Consider the following 18,863-nt stretch of genomic DNA (forward strand, 5'->3'; position numbering starts at 1 on the left):
CGCTCGCGCACGGGCGAAAACATGATAGCTTTCGCAGGTCGGACGACAAAAGGGGAGTTGCCCATGGAATGGATGCTGTTGCCGCTGCGCCGCTACGCCAAATTCTCCGGCCGTGCGCGGCCCAAGGAATATTGGATGTTCGTCCTGTTCCTGCTGCTCTGCTATGTCGGGGTCGCGATCGTCGAGGGGCTTCTTGGCCTGAGGACGACCGATCATTGGTTCCAGCGCGGTCCCTGGTGGGCCAGTGCAGGCTACAGCACGCGGGGCGGGCCGCTCACCGGCCTGTTCACGCTGGTGATGCTGATTCCCAATATCGCCGTGTCCGTCCGCCGGTTGCACGATACGGATCGCAGCGGCTGGTGGCTGCTGATCGTCTTTTTCCCGATCATCGGCAGCATCGTCCTGCTCATCTTCTTCATCATGAGCGGCACGCGTGGGACCAATCGTTTCGGCCCCGATCCGGTCGAGGTGGGGGAGCCGGAATTGCGTTGAGGCTCGATGCACGTCGTTCAAGAAACAAGGGATAAGAAAAAGGCCGGCCTCCACGGGGGAGGGCCGGCCCGGATGTGCAGGATAGTAAGAAATCAGGCCTTGCAGCTAACCGCGCTCTTGCCCGGCAGGGTGGCGGTGATCTGCTTGCCCGAACCCTCGACCTTGTAGCCCGCGCCTTCGAAGGGCTTGCCGGCTTCGGCGGCGGTCAGCTTGGTCGGCGCGCCGTCCTTTTCGGTGCGCAGATTGGCCGTCTTGTCGTCGCTCATGAAGTCGACGAAGATCAGGCTGTTGTCCTTACACCGATACTGGCGGCTTTCCTTCACCATCGGCGGCAGCTCGACGGGAGCGGCATTGGCGAGCTTTTCGGCCATGGGGTCGGCGGGGCCGCCCACGACTTCGGGTTCGTCATTCTTGTTGCAGGCCGACAGCAGCGCCAGCGCCGCCACGGAGATCAGGGGGAGATAATATTTCATAGCGGTCCTTCTATGTGCATTAGCTACGCCAAGCGTCAACGCAAAACTGCCATAAGTCCGCCAGCCACTGGCGTGACGTCATGACGTTTTCATGACGGGAAGACCGGAATCGGCGGCGATGGCCCATGTGGGCTTGACCGGGCGGGCGGGGGCCGCCAATGCAGGGAAATGGCGCAAGACAGCAATATACAGCAGGGCGATCCATCGCAAATGTCGTTCGAGGATGCGTTGCGCGCACTCGAATCGATCGTCCGGCGGCTGGAGAGCGGGGACGTGCCGCTCGACGAATCGATTTCGCTTTATTCGCAGGGCGAGTTATTGCGGAAGCGCTGCATGGAACGGCTCCAGGCGGCCGAGGCGCGCATCGCCAAGCTGACTCTCGACGCCGACGGCGCCGTGACGGGCGCGCAGCCCTTCGGCACGGACTGAGCGTGCAGAATGCGGGAGAGGCGGCCATGAGCGGAGCCGGCGCCGCCCCATCCCTGGTAGCCAGCCGCGCGGCCGCCATTGCGGTGGAAGTCGACCGTCTGTTCGATGTGTTGCTGACGGTCCCCGACGATCCGCGCCGCCGCCTCTATGAAGCGATGCGCCATGCCGCCATGGGCGGTGGCAAGCGGCTGCGCCCGCTGCTGGTGCAGGCGGCCAGCGACCTGTTCAACATCTCACGCGATTCGGCCCTGAGGGTCGGCGTCGCGGTCGAATGCATCCATGTCTATTCGCTGGTGCATGACGATCTGCCCGCGATGGACGATGATGACATGCGCCGGGGCAAGCCGACCGTCCACAAGGCGTTTGACGAGGCGACGGCGATCCTGGCGGGCGACTGCCTGCATGACCTGGCCTTCGAAGTGCTGGCGGATGAGGAAACCCATCCCGACCCCTTCGTCCGGGTCGAGCTGGTGAGGGCGCTGGCCATTGCGAGCGGCACCAGCGGCATGGCAGGCGGGCAGATGATGGACCTGGAGGCGGAGAAGGCGAGCTTCGACCTGCCCACCGTCAGCCGGCTCCAGCAATTGAAGACCGGCGCGCTGATCGGCTTCTGCGTGGACGCGGCGGCGATCATGGCGCGTATCCCGCCCGAGGCGCGTACGCGCCTGCACGGCTATGCGCGGGATATCGGCCTGGCCTTCCAGATTGCCGACGACCTGCTCGATGTGGAGGGCGACGCCGATCTCGCCGGCAAGGCGCTGGGCAAGGATGCGGCGGCGGGCAAGGAAACCTTCGTCTCGCTGCTGGGCGTGGACCGGGCGCGGGAGCAGGCCCGCCTGCTCGTGGAACAGGCCAAGGCGCATCTGCATGGGCACGGCCCGGAGGCCGACCTGCTGCGCGCCATTGCGGATTATATCGTGGAAAGGGATCGCTAGGGGCATGAGCAAGCAGAGGGTGGGGGTCTATCCCGGCACATTCGATCCGATCACTCTGGGTCATATGGACATCATCCGGCGCGGCGCGAAGCTGGTCGACAAGCTGGTGATCGGCGTCACGACCAACATCTCCAAATCGCCCATGTTCTCCGACGAGGAGCGGCTGGACATGGTCCGCCGCGAATGCGCCGGGATCGACACGGAAATCGTCGTCACCGGCTTCAACTCGTTGTTGATGGACTTTGCCGAATCGCAGGGGGCCAGCGTCATCATCAGGGGTCTGCGCGCCGTCGCGGACTTCGAATATGAATATCAGATGGCGGGGATGAACCAGCAGATCAACGGCCGGGTCGAGACGGTTTTCCTGATGGCGGACGTTTCGCTCCAGCCGATCGCCTCGCGTCTGGTCAAGGAAATCGCGCTTTACGGCGGGCCGATCCACAAATTCGTCAGCCCCGCCGTGCGCGATGATGTGGTCGAGCGGGTGGCGGCTTTGGGCCTCAAGGGGCAGTAACGGCTTCGATAAAGGCTCCACTCAGCCTTCGTTCAGTTGCCAATCGCCAAGAGGACGCTATCAGAGGCAGCTTGGCATCTGGCTAGAAATATGAGGAAAGCTTCATTCATGCGGTTCACGTCGGCGCTCAAGACCGTGGCGATCGGTTTCGCTCTCTATGCATCGAGCGGCGCGGCCCTGGCCCAGGGTGGCGGCGGACGCAATGCCGAGGAAGTGAAGAAGGAAGAGGCCGCCGTCCGTGCGGAGCAGGCCGCCAAGCGGCTTGGCCTCGATCCGGCCTCCAAGCTGCCGCCCGCGACGGTGCCGGTGGACCCGCAGAATGTCTGGGATCTCGATCTGTCGAGCGGCGGCCGCGTACGCATCCAGCTCCGCCCCGACATCGCGCCCACTCATGTCGAGCGGATCAAGGAACTGACGCGTCAGGGCTTCTACAACGGCCTCAAATTCCATCGCGTCATCCCCGGCTTCATGGCGCAGGGCGGCGATCCCAAGGGTGACGGCACGGGCGGTTCGACGCTTCCCGACCTGAAGGCGGAATTCAACCCGATGCCGCACCTGCGCGGCACTGTCTCCATGGCCCGTGCCCAGAGCGATGACAGCGCGAACAGCCAGTTTTTCATCGTTTCCCTGCCGCGCATGCAGCTCGACAAGAAATATACGGTCTTCGGCCGCGTGATCGAGGGCATGCAATATGTCGACGCGATCCATCAGGGCGAGCCGCCCGCCGATCCGACCCTCATCCTCCAGGCGTCGATCGAAAGCGACGGCAAGCCGCCGGTGACCGCGCTGCCGACGCCGCCCGCGCCGGCGCCCTCGATCATCGCGCCGCCTGCGAAGGCGCCCGCGAAGAAGCCGGTTGCGTCGAAGAAGAAGTAAGGCGCCCCGTTTGCGGGGGCAAAAGCCATGCGCGTAGACCTGTTCGATTTCGACCTGCCGCCCGAAAGCATCGCGCTCCGGCCCGCTTCTCCTCGCGATTCGGCGCGGCTGTTGCTGGTGTCCGGCGATGCGCCTTTCGAGGACCGGATCGTGCGCGACCTGCCGGGTCTGCTGCGCGCGGGCGATGTGCTGGTGTTCAACGATACCAAGGTCATCCCGGCCCAATTGGAGGGTGTGCGGGGCGAGGCGAGGATTGGCGCGACGCTTCACAAGCGCCTTGGCCTGCGCCAATGGCAGGCCTTTCTGCGCAATGCCAAGCGGGTGCGCGACGGCGACCGGATCGATTTCGGCGCGGGCGTCACGGCCATATCCGGACCGCGTGACGAGGATGGCGGCGTCATGCTGAGCTTCGAGGGCGAGGAGCCGGTGGAAGTGCTGCTGGAACGGGCGGGGCGGATGCCTCTGCCGCCCTATATCGCCAGCAAGCGCCCGACCGACGAACGGGACCGCAGCGACTATCAGACCATGTTCGCGCGGGAAGACGGTGCGGTGGCCGCGCCCACGGCGGCGCTGCATTTCACGCCGGAGCTGATGGCGGCGCTGGAAGCGGCGGGCGTGGGGACGGAAACGCTGACACTGCATGTCGGTGCGGGAACCTTCCTGCCGGTCAAGGCGGACGACACTGACGACCACCGCATGCATGCCGAATGGGGGCGGATCGACCAGGCGACGGCGGATCGGTTGAATGCGGTGCGGCGGGCGGGTGGACGACTGATCGCGGTCGGCACCACCAGCCTGCGCCTGCTGGAAAGTGCGGCGGGAGCGGATGGCATCATCCGTCCCTTTGCCGACGAGACGCGGATTTTTATCACGCCGGGCTATCGCTTCCGGGCGGTCGATGGGCTGATGACCAATTTCCATCTGCCCAAATCGACGCTGTTCATGCTGGTCAGCGCGCTGATGGGGCGGGAGCGGATGCGGGCGGCCTATGACCACGCGATTGCGCGGGGGTATCGCTTCTACAGCTACGGGGATTCCTCGCTCCTACTACCTTGAGGGGCTATATTGGGGGAGAGCGGATCTCACGTTATTATCAACGTCTGCTTCGGGCCATTTTCCCGTCTTACGCCTTTAACGCTGTCTCCAACGCCTTCAGCACCGGCGTTCCCTGAAGCGCCGCCGCCCGCGGGCCATAGAGAAACCCCACCCGCCGCCGCTCGCTGAAATCCTTGAGAGCCACCCGCGCCATTCCCGGCCAGCGATAGCTGTCGGGCATGACCGTGATGCCCAGTCCCGAGGCGACCATCTGCATCACCCGCTCGTCATTGGTCGAGCGGAAGGCGAAATGGGGGCGGACGCCGCGATCGACGAAATAGCGGCTGGTGGCCGAAAGCGCTTCGCAATGGCGGCGGACGATCATGGTTTCCGCCGCCAGTTCCTCTGCCGCAACCATCTCTCGCCCCGCCAGCCGGTGGTTGTCGGACATGGCGATGCCATAGCCTTCCTCTATGATCGCCTGCGGGACGAAGCGGTCCACGCCCGGCCGGATCAGAGTGAGTGCCACGTCGATCCGCTCCGCATCCAATCGCCCCAGCAATTCGCGCTCACTGCCTGGGATGAACTCGATCCGGCCCCGTTCGGCGGGCGCGCAGCTTGCGATCGCGCGGGCCACCGCATCTCCCGATATGCTCAGCAGCACGCCGATGCGCAGCACGGGCGCCTGCTCCGCTTGCTCTCCTGTCAGTTCGGCCAGGTTGAACTCACGCTCGATCCGCCGGGCATGGGTCAGCAACCGCGCCCCGGCCTCGGTCAGTTCGACCCGCTGGTTGCTGCGCAGGAAAAGCGGCGCGCCCACGGCCTGTTCCAGCTTGGCGATGCCGACCGACAGCGTGGGTTGCGATACCAGGCAATGCGCGGCGGCGCGGGAGAAATTGCCTTGGTCGACCACAGCCAGGAAATAGCGCAGCAAATAACGTTCTATCATAGATATAAACTATACACTCTGCCGCGCCGTTTCAATTTTTCTTGAAGCTCGTTGAACGATAGGATGCGCGCCAAGGAGAGCCTGCCATGACCGATTTCGATTTCGCTCCGGGCGAAAATGCGGAGATGATCCGCGAAACGACGGCGCGCTTCGCCGCTGACCGCATCGCTCCGCTGGCGGCGGAGATCGACGCCAAGGATTGGTTCCCGCGCGATCTGTGGCCGGAAATGGGCGCTTTGGGTCTGCATGGCATCACCGTGGATGAAGCTGACGGCGGCCTTGGCCTCGGCTATCTCGAACATGTGGTTGCGCAGGAAGAGGTGGCGCGGGCGTCCGCCTCCATAGGTCTCAGCTATGGCGCGCATTCCAATCTTTGCGTCAATCAGATTCGCCGTTGGGCCACGCCGGAGCAGAAGGCGCGCTATCTGCCCAAGCTGATTTCCGGCGAGCATGTCGGATCGCTCGCCATGTCGGAAGCGGGGGCGGGGTCCGACGTCGTCTCGATGAAGCTGCGCGCCGAAAAGCGCGGCGACCGCTATGTCCTCAACGGCACGAAATTCTGGATCACCAACGCCACCTATGCCGACACGCTGGTCGTCTATGCCAAGACCGGCGAGGGCAGCCGGGGCATCACCGCTTTCCTGATCGAGAAGGATTTTGCCGGCTTCTCCATCGGCCAGAAGATCGACAAGGTCGGCATGCGCGGTTCCCCCACCGCCGAGCTGGTCTTCGACGATTGCGAGGTGCCGGAAGAAAATGTGATGGGGCCGCTCAATGGCGGCGTCGGCGTGCTGATGTCGGGCCTCGACTATGAGCGGGCGGTGCTGTCGGGCATCCAGCTTGGCATCATGCAGGCCTGTCTCGACGTGGTGCTGCCCTATGTGCGGGAGCGCAAGCAGTTCGGCCAGCCGATCGGCGCCTTTCAGCTCATGCAGGCCAAGGTCGCGGACATGTATGTCGCGCTCAATTCGGCGCGGGCCTATGTCTATGCGGTGGCGCGGGCCTGCGACATGGGCAAGACCACCCGTTTCGACGCCGCGGGCGCGATCCTGCTGGCGAGCGAAAATGCGATGAAGGTTTCGCTGGAGGCGGTGCAGGCGCTGGGCGGGGCGGGCTATACCAAGGACTGGCCGGTCGAGCGCTATATGCGCGACGCCAAGCTGCTCGACATCGGCGCGGGGACCAATGAAATCCGCCGCATGTTGATCGGCCGCGAACTGATCGGGGTTTAAGTGCGTCCCACGAACAGGAAGCCGACGGCGGCCATGATGCAGAGGAAGGCGGCCAGGTGGCGCCAGTGCAGTGGCTCGCCCAGCACCGTCACCATGAAGCCGCCGAAGATCAGCAGCGCGATGGCTTCCTGCGCGATCTTGAGCTGGCCCGCGCTCCAGCCGCTGGCAAAGCCGATGCGGTTGGCGGGCACGGCGAAGCAATATTCGACGAAGGCGATGCCCCAGCTGATCAGGATGACCGTGAAAAGGGGTTTATTCATGCCCCCCTTCAGGTGCCAATACCAGGCGGTGGTCATGAACAGGTTGGAAATGGTGAGGAGCAGGATGGTCGGCATGGATGGCCTGGGATATGTAACCGCAAGGCAGGGGAACGCAAGGGCATGAGTGCGCCGGTTCTCGACACAAAGCTGTCGGCGGAGAGCGAGGCTTTCCGCGCCAACGCCGCGCATAACCGGGTCTTAAGGGATGAACTGCACGCCAAGGTCGCGCAGGCGGCGCTTGGCGGCAGCGAGGCGGCGCGGGCCAAGCATGTGGCGCGGGGCAAGCTGCTCCCCCGCGACCGGGTGGAGCGGCTGCTCGATCCGGGCAGTCCGTTTCTGGAGGTGGGACAGCTTACCGCCAACGACATGTATCATGGCGAAGTGCCCGGCGCTGGCATGATCGCGGGCATCGGGCGAGTGTCGGGGCGGCAGGTGATGATCGTCTGCAACGATGCGACGGTGAAGGGCGGCACCTATTATCCGCTGACCGTGAAGAAGCATCTGCGCGCACAGGAAATCGCGCTGGAGAACCGGCTCCCTTGCGTCTATCTGGTCGACAGCGGCGGCGCGAACCTGCCCAATCAGGCGGAGGTCTTTCCCGACCGCGAGCATTTCGGCCGCATCTTCTACAATCAGGCGCAGATGTCGGCGCGGGGCATCCCGCAGATCGCCTGCGTCATGGGCAGCTGCACGGCGGGCGGCGCCTATGTGCCCGCCATGTCGGACGAGACGGTGATCGTGCGCAATCAGGGCACGATCTTCCTTGCTGGCCCGCCGCTGGTGCAGGCGGCGACGGGCGAAGTCATCTCCGCCGAGGATCTGGGCGGCGCGGAGGTCCACGGCCGCCGCTCCGGCGTGGTCGATCATGTCGCGGAGAATGACGAGCATGCGCTGACCATCGTGCGGGACATCGTCTCGACCCTGCAACCCGCGCCGGGGATCGATCTCAACCTGCGAGCGCCGGTCGCCCCCAAATATGATCCGGATGAGCTTTACGGCATTATTCCGCAGGATGTCCGCGCGCCCTATGACGTTCGCGAGGTGATTGCGCGGATCGTCGACGGCAGCGAATTTCACGAGTTCAAGGCGCTTTACGGCACCACGCTCGTTTGCGGCTTCGCCCATATCTGGGGGATGCCGGTGGCGATCCTCGCCAATAATGGCGTGCTGTTCAGCGAGAGCGCGCAGAAGGGCGCGCATTTCATCGAACTGGCCTGTCAGCGGCGCATTCCGCTGTTGTTCCTCCAGAATATCTCCGGCTTCATGGTCGGCGGCAAATATGAATTGGAAGGCATCGCCAAGCATGGCGCGAAGCTGGTGACGGCGGTGGCGACGGCCAGCGTGCCCAAGATTACCGTGTTGATCGGCGGCAGCTTCGGCGCGGGCAATTACGGCATGTGCGGTCGCGCTTATGGGCCGCGCTTCCTCTTCACCTGGCCCAACAGCCGTATTTCCGTGATGGGTGGCGAGCAGGCGGCGAGCGTGCTGGCGACCGTTCACCGCGACGCGGCCAAATGGACGTCCGAGGAGGCCGAAGCCTTCAAGGCGCCGATCCGCCGGAAATATGAGGATGAGGGCAATCCCTATCATGCCACCGCGCGGCTGTGGGACGATGGGGTGATCGACCCGGCCCAGACTCGCGATGTGCTGGGCCTCGCCTTTGCCGCGACGCTCAACGCTCCCGTCGAGGAGGCGCCCCGCTTCGGGGTGTTCCGGATGTGAGGGGAGGGACCATGACGGACAGTGGGGAGGGGCTGGTGCTTAAATCGCTGCTTATAGCCAATCGCGGCGAGATTGCCTGCCGCATCATCCGCACCGCCCGCCGTCTCGGTATCCGCACTGTGGCGGTCTATTCCGACGCCGATGCGAAAGCGCTCCATGTCCGGGAAGCCGATGAAGCGGTGCATATCGGTCCATCCCCGGCGCGGGAATCCTATCTGATCGGTGACCGCATCATCGCCGCCGCCAAGGCTACGGGCGCGCAAGCCATCCATCCCGGTTATGGCTTCCTGTCCGAAAATGCGGCCTTCGCGCAGGCGGTGATCGACGCCGGTCTCATCTGGGTCGGTCCCAATCCCGCCAGCATCACCGCCATGGGCCTGAAGGACGCCGCCAAGAAGCTGATGGCCGACGCAGGCGTGCCGGTCACGCCCGGCTATCTGGGCGAGGATCAGGGCGCCGAACGCCTGAAGGCCGAAGCCGACGCCATCGGCTATCCCGTGCTGATCAAGGCGGTCGCGGGCGGCGGCGGCAAGGGGATGCGGCGCGTCGACGCGCCGGAGGCCTTTGCCGACGCGCTGCTCTCCTGCCAGCGGGAGGCAGCCTCGTCCTTCGGCAATGATCAGGTGCTGATCGAGAAATATATCCTCTCGCCGCGCCATATCGAGGTGCAGGTGTTCGGGGACAGCCATGGACAGGTCGTCCATCTGTTCGAGCGCGACTGCTCGCTCCAGCGCCGCCACCAGAAGGTGATCGAGGAAGCCCCCGCCCCAGGCATGGACGCAGCGACCCGCGAAGCCATTTGCGGCGCGGCGGTGCGCGCGGCGCAGGCGGTGGATTATGTCGGCGCAGGGACGATCGAGTTCATTGCCGACGCCAGCGAGGGTCTGCGCGCCGACCGCATCTGGTTCATGGAGATGAACACCCGCCTCCAGGTCGAGCATCCGGTGACGGAGGAGATTACCGGGCAGGATCTGGTCGAATGGCAGCTCCGCGTCGCGAGCGGCGAGCCGCTGCCGAAAAAGCAGGAAGAATTGTCGATCAACGGCTGGGCGATGGAAGCGCGCCTCTATGCCGAAGACCCGGCCAAGGGTTTCCTGCCGAGTCCGGGCCGGATCGACCGGCTGCTGTTCGACCATCGCGCCCGCGTCGAAACAGGCGTGGAGGAGGGGGACACCGTCAGTTCCTTCTACGACCCGATGATCGCCAAGGTCATCTGCCATGGCGAGGATCGGGAAGCGGCGCGGCGCGACTTGCTCCGTTGGCTCGATAGCAGCTTTGTCGGCCCGCTCCATACCAACAAGCCATTTCTGCACGCCTGTCTCGCCATGCCGGATTTCGCCCAAGGGCGCCTCGACACCGGCCTGATCGAACGGCAGGGGGAGGCGCTGACGGCCATCGACGGTCCGTCCGACCGCGTCCTTGCGGCCGCCGGACAGCGTTTTCGCAGGGACTGGCTTGACCATGGCGATTGGGAAGGGCGACCGTTCCGCGAAGGACTGTTCGGCTTTCGCCTCAATGGGCTGCCGAAGACCAAGGTCGATCTGTTCATGGACGGCCGCCATGTCATCGCGGATGCGAAATCCGGCGACCTGCGCACCGGGCTCTGTTCCGACATGGAACGGGACGGCACAATCATCGTCACGGAACATGGACAAAGCTGGATCTTCGGCCAGACCCCGCCGGTCAAGGCAGGCGGGGCAGCCGCGTCCGACGGCGCGATCCTTTCCCCCATGCCGGGACGGATCATCGCGGTTTCCGTTGCCAAGGGAGACAATGTCGCCAAGGGCCAGAAGCTGGTCACGCTGGAGGCGATGAAGATGGAGCATAGTCTGGTCGCGCCCTTCGACGGGGTGGTGGCGGAACTGGACGCGGCCGAAGGCGGCCAGGTCAGCGAAGGCACGCTGCTGGCGCTGGTCGAGCGGGGAGAGGATTGATGGCGGGCCGCTATTATGACGACTGGCGGATCGGTGACCGGATTGCCCATGAAATCCGCCGCACGGTGACCGAAACCGACAATCTTCTCTTTTCGACCATGACCCATAATCCCCAGCCGCTGCATCTGGATGCCGAAGCGGCCAAGGCGTCCGAATTCGGTCAGATTCTGGTCAACGGCACCTTCACCTTCGCGCTGATGGTGGGGTTGTCGGTGGGGGATACGACTTTGGGCACGCTGGTCGCCAACCTCGGCTATGACAAGCTGGTCATGCCAAAGCCGGTCTTCATCGGTGACACGATGCGGGCGGAGAGTGAGGTGACCGACCTCAAGGAAAGCCGTTCGCGACCCGAAGCGGGGATCGTGACATTCACGCATCGACTCACTAACCAGCGGGACGAAATCGTCTGCCAATGCCTGCGCATGGCACTGTTGAAGAAGAGGCCCGCATGAAGCTCCGTTCGCTGCTTTTCGTTCCAGCCGACCGCCCCGAGCGCTTTGCCAAGGCTGCGGCCAGCGGCGCCGATGCGATCATCCTCGACCTTGAAGATTCGGTTGCGCCGGAACGCAAGGCCTTCGGACGGGAGGCGATTGCGGAATGGCTGGCGTCGCCCCGCGATGGCGTGGCCTTCGTCCGGGTGAATCCGTTGGATGGCGATCACACCCGCGCCGATCTTGCCTCTGTGCTGCCCGCGGCGCCCGACGGGATCATGCTGCCCAAGGCGGAAGGGGCGGCTGGCATCCAGGCGTTGATCGCTTTGGCCGATGGCGCGAATGTCCCGCCGATCCTGCCGATCGCCACGGAGACGCCCGCCGCCATTTTCGAGCTGGGGACTTTCCGCCAAGTGAGCGAAAAGCTTGCGGGCCTGACCTGGGGGGCGGAGGATCTGCCCGCATCGGTCGGTGCTTCGACTGCTCGCGAGGAGGATGGCCGTTACACCGCGCCCTTCGAAATGGCGCGCAGCCTGACGCTGTTCGCCGCCCATGCCGCCGGCGTCCCGGCGATCGACACGGTCTTCCCCCGGATCGAGGCGATGGATGATCTCAAGGCCTATATCGGGCGGGCGCGGCGCGACGGCTTTACCGGCATGATGGCGATTCATCCGGTGCAGGTGGCCGCCATCAACGAAGGCTTCACCCCTAGCGAGGCTGAAATCGCGCGGGCCAGGGCCGTGGTCGAGGCGTTTCAGGCCAATCCCGGCGCCGGGGTGCTGAAACTGGACGGCAAGATGATCGACCGGCCCCATCTCATCCAGGCGCAGCGCGTACTGGCAGCGGCGGAATAAAAAAAGGCCCGGCCTGGGGCCGGACCTTTCGTTGTTTTTGCCGTTATCGGCTGTTTCCGCCGATTTCGCGAAACTCCGGAGCGCGCCGCCTGATCCATGCAGGTCGCGCGCTCCTGGAGATCGTCAGAGCTATCTCGACCCTGCGGGATTACCGATAGCGGCCCTTTTCATAGGTCGAAATGCTGCTGTCGCTATCATAGCGATTATCCTCCTCCTCGCGCGACCCGAACAGAGCCTGCTGATCGCGCTCGGCGCGCCAGGCCGTCTGGGCCTGGTCGGCGGTTTTCTCCAGCGTGACCTTCTGCGCATCGACCGATCGAATCCAGGATGAGGGGATCGAATGATGCACGCCGCCCGATTCCTGATCGCTCTTGGTCAGGATGATGCGGTCACCGCGCAACTTGTCCACCGTGCCGACATGCTCGCCATCGCTGCCGACGACTTCCATATGTTCGCGGACCTGCTGGACAGCCTGGCGTTGCTCGCCGCGCCGGGCGCGCCAATTGCCGAATTCATTGTTGAAACGGTCGCGATTCTCGTTCCGATATTCGGCATAATCGCGGTCCAGTTCGTTGATCCGCTGCTGGCGCCAGGCATAATAATTGGCGTCATGATGTTCGCCATAGTCGTGGTTCACGCCGAAACCGCGCACGCGATAGCCATGATCCTCGCTGCCATAGCCGCTGCGTTCGCCGGTATAGGGCGCATAGCCCCGATTGGGCAGGTAACGGCCGGAATTGGAGGCCGAGGCATAGCCGATTCGGCTGCTCTGATCGCGCGGGTCGCCATAGGGACGGTTGTAATAATCGTCATATTCACGGCGGCGCTCCGCCTCTTCGTCTCCGAACCAGCTGCGGATTTCATCGCCGGCGCGGTCGAAAAAGCCGCGTTCGTCAGGATCATAATCGTCGGGCAGGCGCCTTGACCCCGGACCGCCGAACTGGCCGCGCGTGCCATAGCGATAGCCGCGATCGTCCCGCCAGTCGCGTTGCGCGCGGTAACGGTCGGCATCGCGATCCCGGTCCGTCCAGTTGCGATCGCCGTCACCATAGCGACCTCCGCCTTGGTAACCCATTGTCCGTCTCCTTATCTGCTTTTTCACGGCGTCCAATAACGATCGCCGTCACGGCACCAATGAGCATGCAGCCGCATCGTTCCGGGCGTTACGCAGGAGTAATGTCCCGCCTTTGCCCCGGTAGATCGAGAGCGCCGCGTGACCGAGAAGATCGGTCGGAGGCATTGTCTTTTTTGCGCAAAAAGACCGTTGCATGGGCGCAATCGCTCGCTTATAGGCAGCGCTCCTTTTAGGGGCCGTAGCTCAGCTGGGAGAGCGCGTCGTTCGCAATGACGAGGTCAGGGGTTCGATCCCCCTCGGCTCCACCAATTTTCCCAAAACCTGCGGATTTCTGCCAATCGGCGGAAATCTGCGGCTTTTCTTGCCTCTTTGCTACACCAATGTGTAACACAGGGCCATGGAAGACATGCCAAAACCGCCATATGTCGTTGAACGGGCGGGCAGCCGAAATCTCTATTATCGCAGGCGCTTTCCCGATGACGTAGCCGCGCATCTGGGCCGGTCGGATTACAACAAGTCGCTGGGGGTGTCCGCGTGGAAAGACGCCGGAGAGCCTGCGCGCCAGCATGAGCGCAAATATCATCTCGCGGTTCAGGCCGCTGAACGTGAAATCCATGAGGGACATGAGCGGATCAGCCATTCTGCGGCGAGAGAGCAGGGGCTAATCGTCCCGTCGCGCATTTCCGCCCCGGCTCGGCCGACCGATCCCTCTCTGCCCTTGCTGACCAATTTGGATGCCCGGCGACTGGCGCGAGATTACCTGTTGGCGGCACGGTCGGAATTGGACGCCTTGCCTCCCGATGAGGCGATGGATGCCCAGCGCCGAGATGAATATATGATGGAGATCGAAGACCGCATCGCAATGTTTCGTTCTGCCGAAGACATCGGAACAATGCGGGTGGTGCAATCAATCGAAGCTGACCTGCTGAGCAAGGCTGGGATGCGTGCTGAGTTCCTATCGCCGGAAGCGCAGTTGCTGCGGCAACTGGTTCGCCGCGCCGCTTTGCAGATTGCCCAGATGGAGCGTCGCCACTTAGACGGGGACTATTCCAAGGGGTTTGATGATGCCGCGTTTCTGGAGCCTGTTGCAGCCTCCCCAGTCTATTCGCCATCACTGCCCGCGCGGAGCGGACCTACTTTCGGCGAAGTGCAGCAGGCATATCTGGACGCCCTCTTCCGCAAGGGGCAATCTGAGAAGACCAAAGATCGCTATCGCGCGGAAATGAAGCATATATTGGCGTTCTTTGGTTCGGATACCCGATTGGCGACGTTGACCAAGGCTGCCTGCGAGGGCTTCGCCGAAGTGATCGACAAACTGCCCCCCAATTTTGAGGATTTGATCCGAGGCGGAGCCGATCTTCGTTCAATCGCTGCCAGCCGATCCCCGAACAGCCCGGTGCTGTCGTATGCAACGCAAGAGAAATATTTGAGCCAGCTATCACGCTTCTGCGGCTGGGCAAGCGGCCATGACCATATCGCCAAAAACTATGCAGACGGGTTGATGCCTAATGGCAAGAAGCCCGACGGCTCTGTCGCGAAGATGCCATTCGAGGATGATGAGCTGCAACGCATCTTTCAGCGGCCCATATATAGCGGCTGCCGTAATGATCGCCACGGGTTCAGCGAACCGGGAGACGCCATTATCCGCCGTGCCCGCTATTGGGCACCCGTAATCGGCCTCTTTTCCGGCCTTCGCTGCGGCGAAATCTTGCAGCTAACGCCGTCGCACTTCCGCGTCTCCGAGACTGGCACACCTTTCATCGTTTTGACGAAGGACATGAAGCTGAAAAACAGGAACGCCGAGCGAGAAATTCCCGTTCATCCTGCGCTGGTGGAGATCGGTTTGCTGGACTGGGTAGAACGGCGGCGCAGTCGGGCGGAGGAAACCTTGTTCCCAGAGGTGCCGATTAACAAATATGGCGATGCAAGTTCCTGCTTCGCCAAATGGTATCGAAGTGACCTCCAGCATTTCGGATTGGGGGATAGACGACCACTGCTGTCGTTTCATTCATTTCGCCATACCTTCAAGCGCGCGTTGGACCGGGCCGATGTGCCGGAAGAGAAAAAGGATGAGTTGTGCGGTTGGACGCGGGGTAAGAAAATCGGGCGGCGCTATGGCAGCGGCCTCGACGCCGATGTCTTAGTAGACGCTGTCACGAACGTTTCTTACGACCTCGATCTCTCGCACTTGAAGCTTCACAGGCTGCTTCACGATTGATGACCTCCGCAAACACGAAAAACGCTTGCACCCGTTGCAAGCGTTTTTCGTCTCGCTCCGCCACACGGAGCTTCGATATCCCCCTATCAATTTGCCCGGTAGCGGTTTTGGAGCGCTTATAGATTTACCCTAAGAGGAAGGAAATCTGTTGCCTAGTGATCCGCGCAGCGCCAGTAAAAGCGAGTGCAGGGGACGGACAGGGAGAAGTCGCTTGCCCAAGGCTGGCGAGCGAGGGGCTATTCAGTAGATGCACGATCCGACGATACATCCGAAGTCGATTACACGGCAATTTAGATCGGCCGATTTCATAAAAGACCCAACCTTACTGACGCCGGATACCCTCAAGCAGGTAGTGAATGACGCGGTGAGGCTTGGCTGTTCTGGGTTCGACGGAGTTGCGATCAAATCATCCGATCTTCGCGGTAAGTCGATATATCAGATTGATGGGCTGGCTCCCCAATTAGTCCTCCGGCACATTACGAGTAATATCCGGCGGATTACCGGCGTTAAACAAGATGACAGACAGTTTATAGTGAACTGCATAAAAAAATTAGGGTCGGAAGGGACTAGCTTCCGAGTTTATAAATTCGATGTGAAGTCATTTTATGAGACTGTCCCCATCGACGATGTTTTGAAAATGCTTGAGAGAGACCTCGCATTTTCAGGACAGTCGGTGAGGGCGTTATCGTCTCTATTCGCTGATCTGGGGAAGTTAGGGGTTGCTGGTTTACCGCGCGGCATGGCGATTAGCGCAACTTTGTCAGAGTATCTGATGCGAAAATTTGACCGCATCGCCTCAAGCACGACCGGGGTCTGGTATTATTCGCGGTTTGTGGATGACATCATTATCATCACTGATGGTCGAGAGGATGAGCAGCCATTTAAAGTGCATATCGAAGCTGCGCTTCCAAAGGGGCTGAGGTTCAACGAAAAGTCACGTTGTTATGCCTTCGGGCAATTTAACGGCGCGAAGATGCCTTCGGATGAGCATAGCTTCGATTTTCTTGGTTATCACTTCGCTGTGAGCTGCGCGTTTCGTGGCAGCGATAATAAAATCCGGCGAGAAGTGAAGTTGGATTTGGCTCCGTCGAAAGTGAATAAAATAAAAACTCGGATAGCCAAGTCTCTAATACAGTATAAAGCTGATAATAATTTTGCCGATTTGCGAGACAGGGTTCGGCTTTTGACGAGTAATTTTAGCTTCGAAGATCGGGTAACTGGAGCTAAAAGAAATTCAGGTGTGTATTTTAATTACCCACTCATAACGGAACCCTCGTCAGGTGGTCTTAGGGCATTAGATAAATTCCTCCGAAACTCCATAATTTCATCAACTCCGAAAAATAAACTGTTCCCAGCCCTTGGGCCGGTTCAGGAAAAAGAGGTGATCCGATTGAGCTTCGTTCATGGTCACATAAAGAAGAGGTTTTTCTCTTTTGACCCAAAAAGATTAGCTCATCTGACTGGATGTTGGTTTTATGCGTAAATCAGTCATAGCAAAAGGCAACATTCACCCTAACGATCATGCTCGCGCTCTCGTGACTGACACGTTGCCCGGCGACGTGCCCATAGTAGTCTCGAACGATGGCTTTTATAAGAATATCAAGGCTATCCCTCATGCCAACGGTCATTATCAAGAATTTATTGACCGACTGCTCAAAAGGGCGCGGCCTTATACAATTCCGTATCGCTATAACATACTAAGACCAAACGGATCACCGAGGAAGTTGAGCCTGATGCATCCTTCCGGTCAAATAGAAGTGGCCAATTTCTATCGCGAATACGGAAATTTGATCGCCTATTTTTGTCGCAAGTCGGATGCTTCTATTCGTTCACCTCGAAAGGTGGGCAGCCTATTTTTTGTCAGAGGTCGCGGATCAGAAAAAAATAAGCTGAAAGGCGCAGGAATAGATACAACAAATCTAGAAAATACAGTCTCAAATCCGGCATCTTATTTTGCATATTCAGGGTATGATCGAATATACAAATTTTTCAATTCAACCGATTATATGCGGTTGGAAAAGAAATATGCCGTCATGTATTTCGCTGACATCTCTAAATGCTTCAACAGCATATACACCCATACATTATTCTGGGCCACGGCGGACGTTGCAACCGCCAAGGACAACACTTCTGTCGCAGGATTTAGTAACGCGTTCGATAAACTGATGCAGTCCGTAAATTATAATGAAACCAACGGGATTTGCGTGGGTGCGGAAGTTAGTCGTATTTTTGCTGAGCTAATTTTGAGCGAAGTAGACAAAAGAGCCATTGAGAACCTTAGAAAGGATAGCTTGAACTTTAAGATAAATTATGAATTTCGTCGATATGTTGATGACTTCATTATTTTCGCTGATGATGACGTTGTTGCTCAAAAGGTTATGTCATCTATCAAGATCGCTCTTAGTGAATTTAATCTGCTTTTAAACGACGAGAAGACTGTTAAGGTATCTCGGCCATTTATCACCGTTAAATCGCGAATTATTAGAGACGCGAACATCGCTTTATCGAATTTTTTTGAGAGGCTGTGTCAGAACGGTCTCGTAATGGTGGACGATCGGGTTTCGATATGATTCCGAGGGGTTGCGACACCAACCTTGGAAGCCATCATGTGGAACCCGACCGCCCGCGTGCATCATAGCCGCGCACAGCTTCGCTATGGAAGCGATCTTACCGACGCGGAATGGCATTTGATCGAGCCATATTTGCCTGCGCCGTGCCAGCGCGGACGACGGCGATGCTGGCCGATGCGCGAGATCGTCGAAGCCATTTTCTATCTGCTGCGGACAGGATGTCCCTGGCGGCTTTTGCCCGACAGCTTTCCACCATGGCGCACGGTCTACCGGTGGTTCTGCACCTTGCGTGACGATGGGGTATTCGAAAGCCTCAATCATCATCTCGTGCAGATCGATCGCATCCGGACAGGGCGAGAACCAGCACCATCGGCCGCAGTCATCGACAGCCAGAGCGTGAAGACCTCCGAAGCAGGCGGACCTCGCGGTTACGACGCAGGCAAGAAGACCATGGGACGCAAGCGCCATGCAATGGTCGATACCGATGGTCGCGCCCTTATGATGCTGGTCCATCCTGCCGATGTGCAGGACCGCGACGGCGCGGTGCCCTTGCTCCAGCAGTCTCGCCAGCGGCATCCCTTCGTCGAGCGCACCTATGCCGACAGCGCCTACAACAGCGATCGCGTCCGGGACGCCACCTCCATTACGATCGAAATCGTCCGCAAATTCGCCGATCAGACCGGCTTTGTCGTCCATCCCAGACGATGGGTCGTCGAACGCACCTTCGCATGGATGAACCGCAATCGTCGCCTCGCCAAAGACTTCGAGCGGACTATCAAATCCGCAACCGCGCTTCTCTATGCCGCCGCTGCCATCGTCCTCATCCGACGCATCGCTCGTTACGCATGAGATTCAAGACAGGCT

General features: G+C 60.8%; 19 protein-coding genes and 1 tRNA gene. 16 read left to right on the plus strand and 4 right to left on the minus strand.

Going from position 1 to position 18,863, the window contains the following annotated elements; all coding sequences use genetic code 11:
• The first annotated feature begins 63 nt into the window (after nucleotides 1-63).
• Entirely contained in the window at nucleotides 64-492 is a 429-nt protein-coding gene (locus tag K426_RS06880; protein ID WP_066555422.1) for a DUF805 domain-containing protein, read from the plus strand.
• 92 nt (nucleotides 493-584) lie between these two features.
• Here K426_RS06880 and K426_RS06885 read toward each other — a convergent pair whose 3' ends face one another.
• Nucleotides 585-965: a hypothetical protein gene (locus K426_RS06885; RefSeq protein WP_066555424.1), complete on the minus strand. Its 381-nt coding sequence runs from the start codon at nucleotides 963-965 to the stop codon at nucleotides 585-587.
• A gap of 168 nt (nucleotides 966-1,133) precedes the next feature.
• On the opposite strand from K426_RS06885, the gene K426_RS06890 reads away from it, so the two are divergent.
• The 5 genes from K426_RS06890 to queA all read left to right on the plus strand — a co-directional run bounded on the left by K426_RS06890 (nucleotide 1,134) and on the right by queA (nucleotide 4,775).
• Nucleotides 1,134-1,394, plus strand: coding sequence for an exodeoxyribonuclease VII small subunit (locus tag K426_RS06890; protein ID WP_066555426.1), 261 nt, complete (start codon nucleotides 1,134-1,136; stop codon nucleotides 1,392-1,394).
• A 26-nt stretch (nucleotides 1,395-1,420) separates the two neighbouring features.
• Nucleotides 1,421-2,329, plus strand: a complete 909-nt coding sequence (locus K426_RS06895; protein ID WP_066561457.1) for a polyprenyl synthetase family protein — start codon at nucleotides 1,421-1,423, stop codon at nucleotides 2,327-2,329.
• A gap of 4 nt (nucleotides 2,330-2,333) precedes the next feature.
• Nucleotides 2,334-2,843, plus strand: a complete 510-nt coding sequence (gene coaD, locus K426_RS06900; protein ID WP_066555427.1) for a pantetheine-phosphate adenylyltransferase — start codon at nucleotides 2,334-2,336, stop codon at nucleotides 2,841-2,843.
• A gap of 108 nt (nucleotides 2,844-2,951) precedes the next feature.
• Nucleotides 2,952-3,719, plus strand: a complete 768-nt coding sequence (locus K426_RS06905; RefSeq protein WP_066555430.1) for a peptidylprolyl isomerase — start codon at nucleotides 2,952-2,954, stop codon at nucleotides 3,717-3,719.
• Nucleotides 3,720-3,746: 27 nt separating this feature from the next.
• Entirely contained in the window at nucleotides 3,747-4,775 is a 1,029-nt protein-coding gene (gene queA, locus K426_RS06910; protein WP_066555432.1) for a tRNA preQ1(34) S-adenosylmethionine ribosyltransferase-isomerase QueA, read from the plus strand.
• A 67-nt stretch (nucleotides 4,776-4,842) separates the two neighbouring features.
• On the opposite strand, the gene K426_RS06915 is transcribed toward queA, so the two are convergent.
• Nucleotides 4,843-5,703, minus strand: coding sequence for a LysR family transcriptional regulator (locus K426_RS06915; RefSeq protein WP_066555435.1), 861 nt, complete (start codon nucleotides 5,701-5,703; stop codon nucleotides 4,843-4,845).
• Nucleotides 5,704-5,789: 86 nt separating this feature from the next.
• On the opposite strand from K426_RS06915, the gene K426_RS06920 reads away from it, so the two are divergent.
• Nucleotides 5,790-6,935 (plus strand): isovaleryl-CoA dehydrogenase, encoded by a 1,146-nt coding sequence (locus K426_RS06920; RefSeq protein ID WP_066555436.1) that lies wholly within the window; start codon nucleotides 5,790-5,792, stop codon nucleotides 6,933-6,935.
• Here the strand turns inward: K426_RS06920 and K426_RS06925 are convergent.
• On the minus strand, nucleotides 6,932-7,270 hold the full coding sequence (locus K426_RS06925) for a DMT family protein (RefSeq protein WP_066555438.1): 339 nt from the start codon (nucleotides 7,268-7,270) through the stop codon (nucleotides 6,932-6,934). The two genes, K426_RS06920 and K426_RS06925, sit on opposite strands and share 4 nt — an antisense overlap.
• A 45-nt stretch (nucleotides 7,271-7,315) precedes the next feature.
• Between K426_RS06925 and K426_RS06930 the strand changes: the two genes are divergently transcribed.
• The 4 genes from K426_RS06930 to K426_RS06945 are packed head-to-tail and all read left to right on the plus strand — an operon-like array spanning nucleotide 7,316 to nucleotide 12,136.
• Nucleotides 7,316-8,917: a carboxyl transferase domain-containing protein gene (locus K426_RS06930; protein ID WP_066555440.1), complete on the plus strand. Its 1,602-nt coding sequence runs from the start codon at nucleotides 7,316-7,318 to the stop codon at nucleotides 8,915-8,917.
• Between the two features lie 35 nt (nucleotides 8,918-8,952).
• On the plus strand, nucleotides 8,953-10,851 hold the full coding sequence (locus K426_RS06935) for an acetyl/propionyl/methylcrotonyl-CoA carboxylase subunit alpha (protein ID WP_066561458.1): 1,899 nt from the start codon (nucleotides 8,953-8,955) through the stop codon (nucleotides 10,849-10,851).
• Entirely contained in the window at nucleotides 10,851-11,303 is a 453-nt protein-coding gene (locus K426_RS06940; protein ID WP_066555442.1) for a MaoC family dehydratase, read from the plus strand. Before K426_RS06935 ends, K426_RS06940 begins: the two co-directional genes overlap by 1 nt.
• Nucleotides 11,300-12,136 (plus strand): HpcH/HpaI aldolase/citrate lyase family protein, encoded by an 837-nt coding sequence (locus K426_RS06945; RefSeq protein WP_066555445.1) that lies wholly within the window; start codon nucleotides 11,300-11,302, stop codon nucleotides 12,134-12,136. Before K426_RS06940 ends, K426_RS06945 begins: the two co-directional genes overlap by 4 nt.
• A gap of 148 nt (nucleotides 12,137-12,284) precedes the next feature.
• Here K426_RS06945 and K426_RS06950 read toward each other — a convergent pair whose 3' ends face one another.
• On the minus strand, nucleotides 12,285-13,211 hold the full coding sequence (locus K426_RS06950) for a DUF2171 domain-containing protein (RefSeq protein WP_066555447.1): 927 nt from the start codon (nucleotides 13,209-13,211) through the stop codon (nucleotides 12,285-12,287).
• 232 nt (nucleotides 13,212-13,443) lie between these two features.
• Between K426_RS06950 and K426_RS06955 the strand changes: the two genes are divergently transcribed.
• The 5 genes from K426_RS06955 (at nucleotide 13,444) to K426_RS06975 (ending at nucleotide 18,848) form a co-directional block, all read left to right on the plus strand.
• Nucleotides 13,444-13,519, plus strand: a tRNA-Ala gene (locus K426_RS06955).
• An 89-nt stretch (nucleotides 13,520-13,608) separates the two neighbouring features.
• Entirely contained in the window at nucleotides 13,609-15,429 is a 1,821-nt protein-coding gene (locus K426_RS06960; protein WP_066555449.1) for a site-specific integrase, read from the plus strand.
• 247 nt (nucleotides 15,430-15,676) lie between these two features.
• Nucleotides 15,677-16,912 carry an antiviral reverse transcriptase Drt3a gene (gene drt3a / locus K426_RS06965; protein ID WP_066555451.1) on the plus strand — a complete coding sequence of 412 codons (1,236 nt, stop codon included), beginning with the start codon at nucleotides 15,677-15,679 and terminating at the stop codon, nucleotides 16,910-16,912.
• Entirely contained in the window at nucleotides 16,905-17,999 is a 1,095-nt protein-coding gene (gene drt3b / locus K426_RS30220; RefSeq protein WP_082748464.1) for an antiviral reverse transcriptase Drt3b, read from the plus strand. The genes drt3a and drt3b overlap by 8 nt, the downstream gene beginning before the upstream one ends.
• Nucleotides 18,000-18,035: 36 nt before the next feature.
• Nucleotides 18,036-18,848 (plus strand): IS5 family transposase, encoded by an 813-nt coding sequence (locus tag K426_RS06975; protein WP_066561413.1) that lies wholly within the window; start codon nucleotides 18,036-18,038, stop codon nucleotides 18,846-18,848.
• The last annotated feature ends 15 nt before the right edge of the window (nucleotides 18,849-18,863 follow it).

Source organism: Sphingobium sp. TKS (genome assembly GCF_001563265.1).
In the GTDB taxonomy this organism is placed as follows: domain Bacteria; phylum Pseudomonadota; class Alphaproteobacteria; order Sphingomonadales; family Sphingomonadaceae; genus Sphingobium.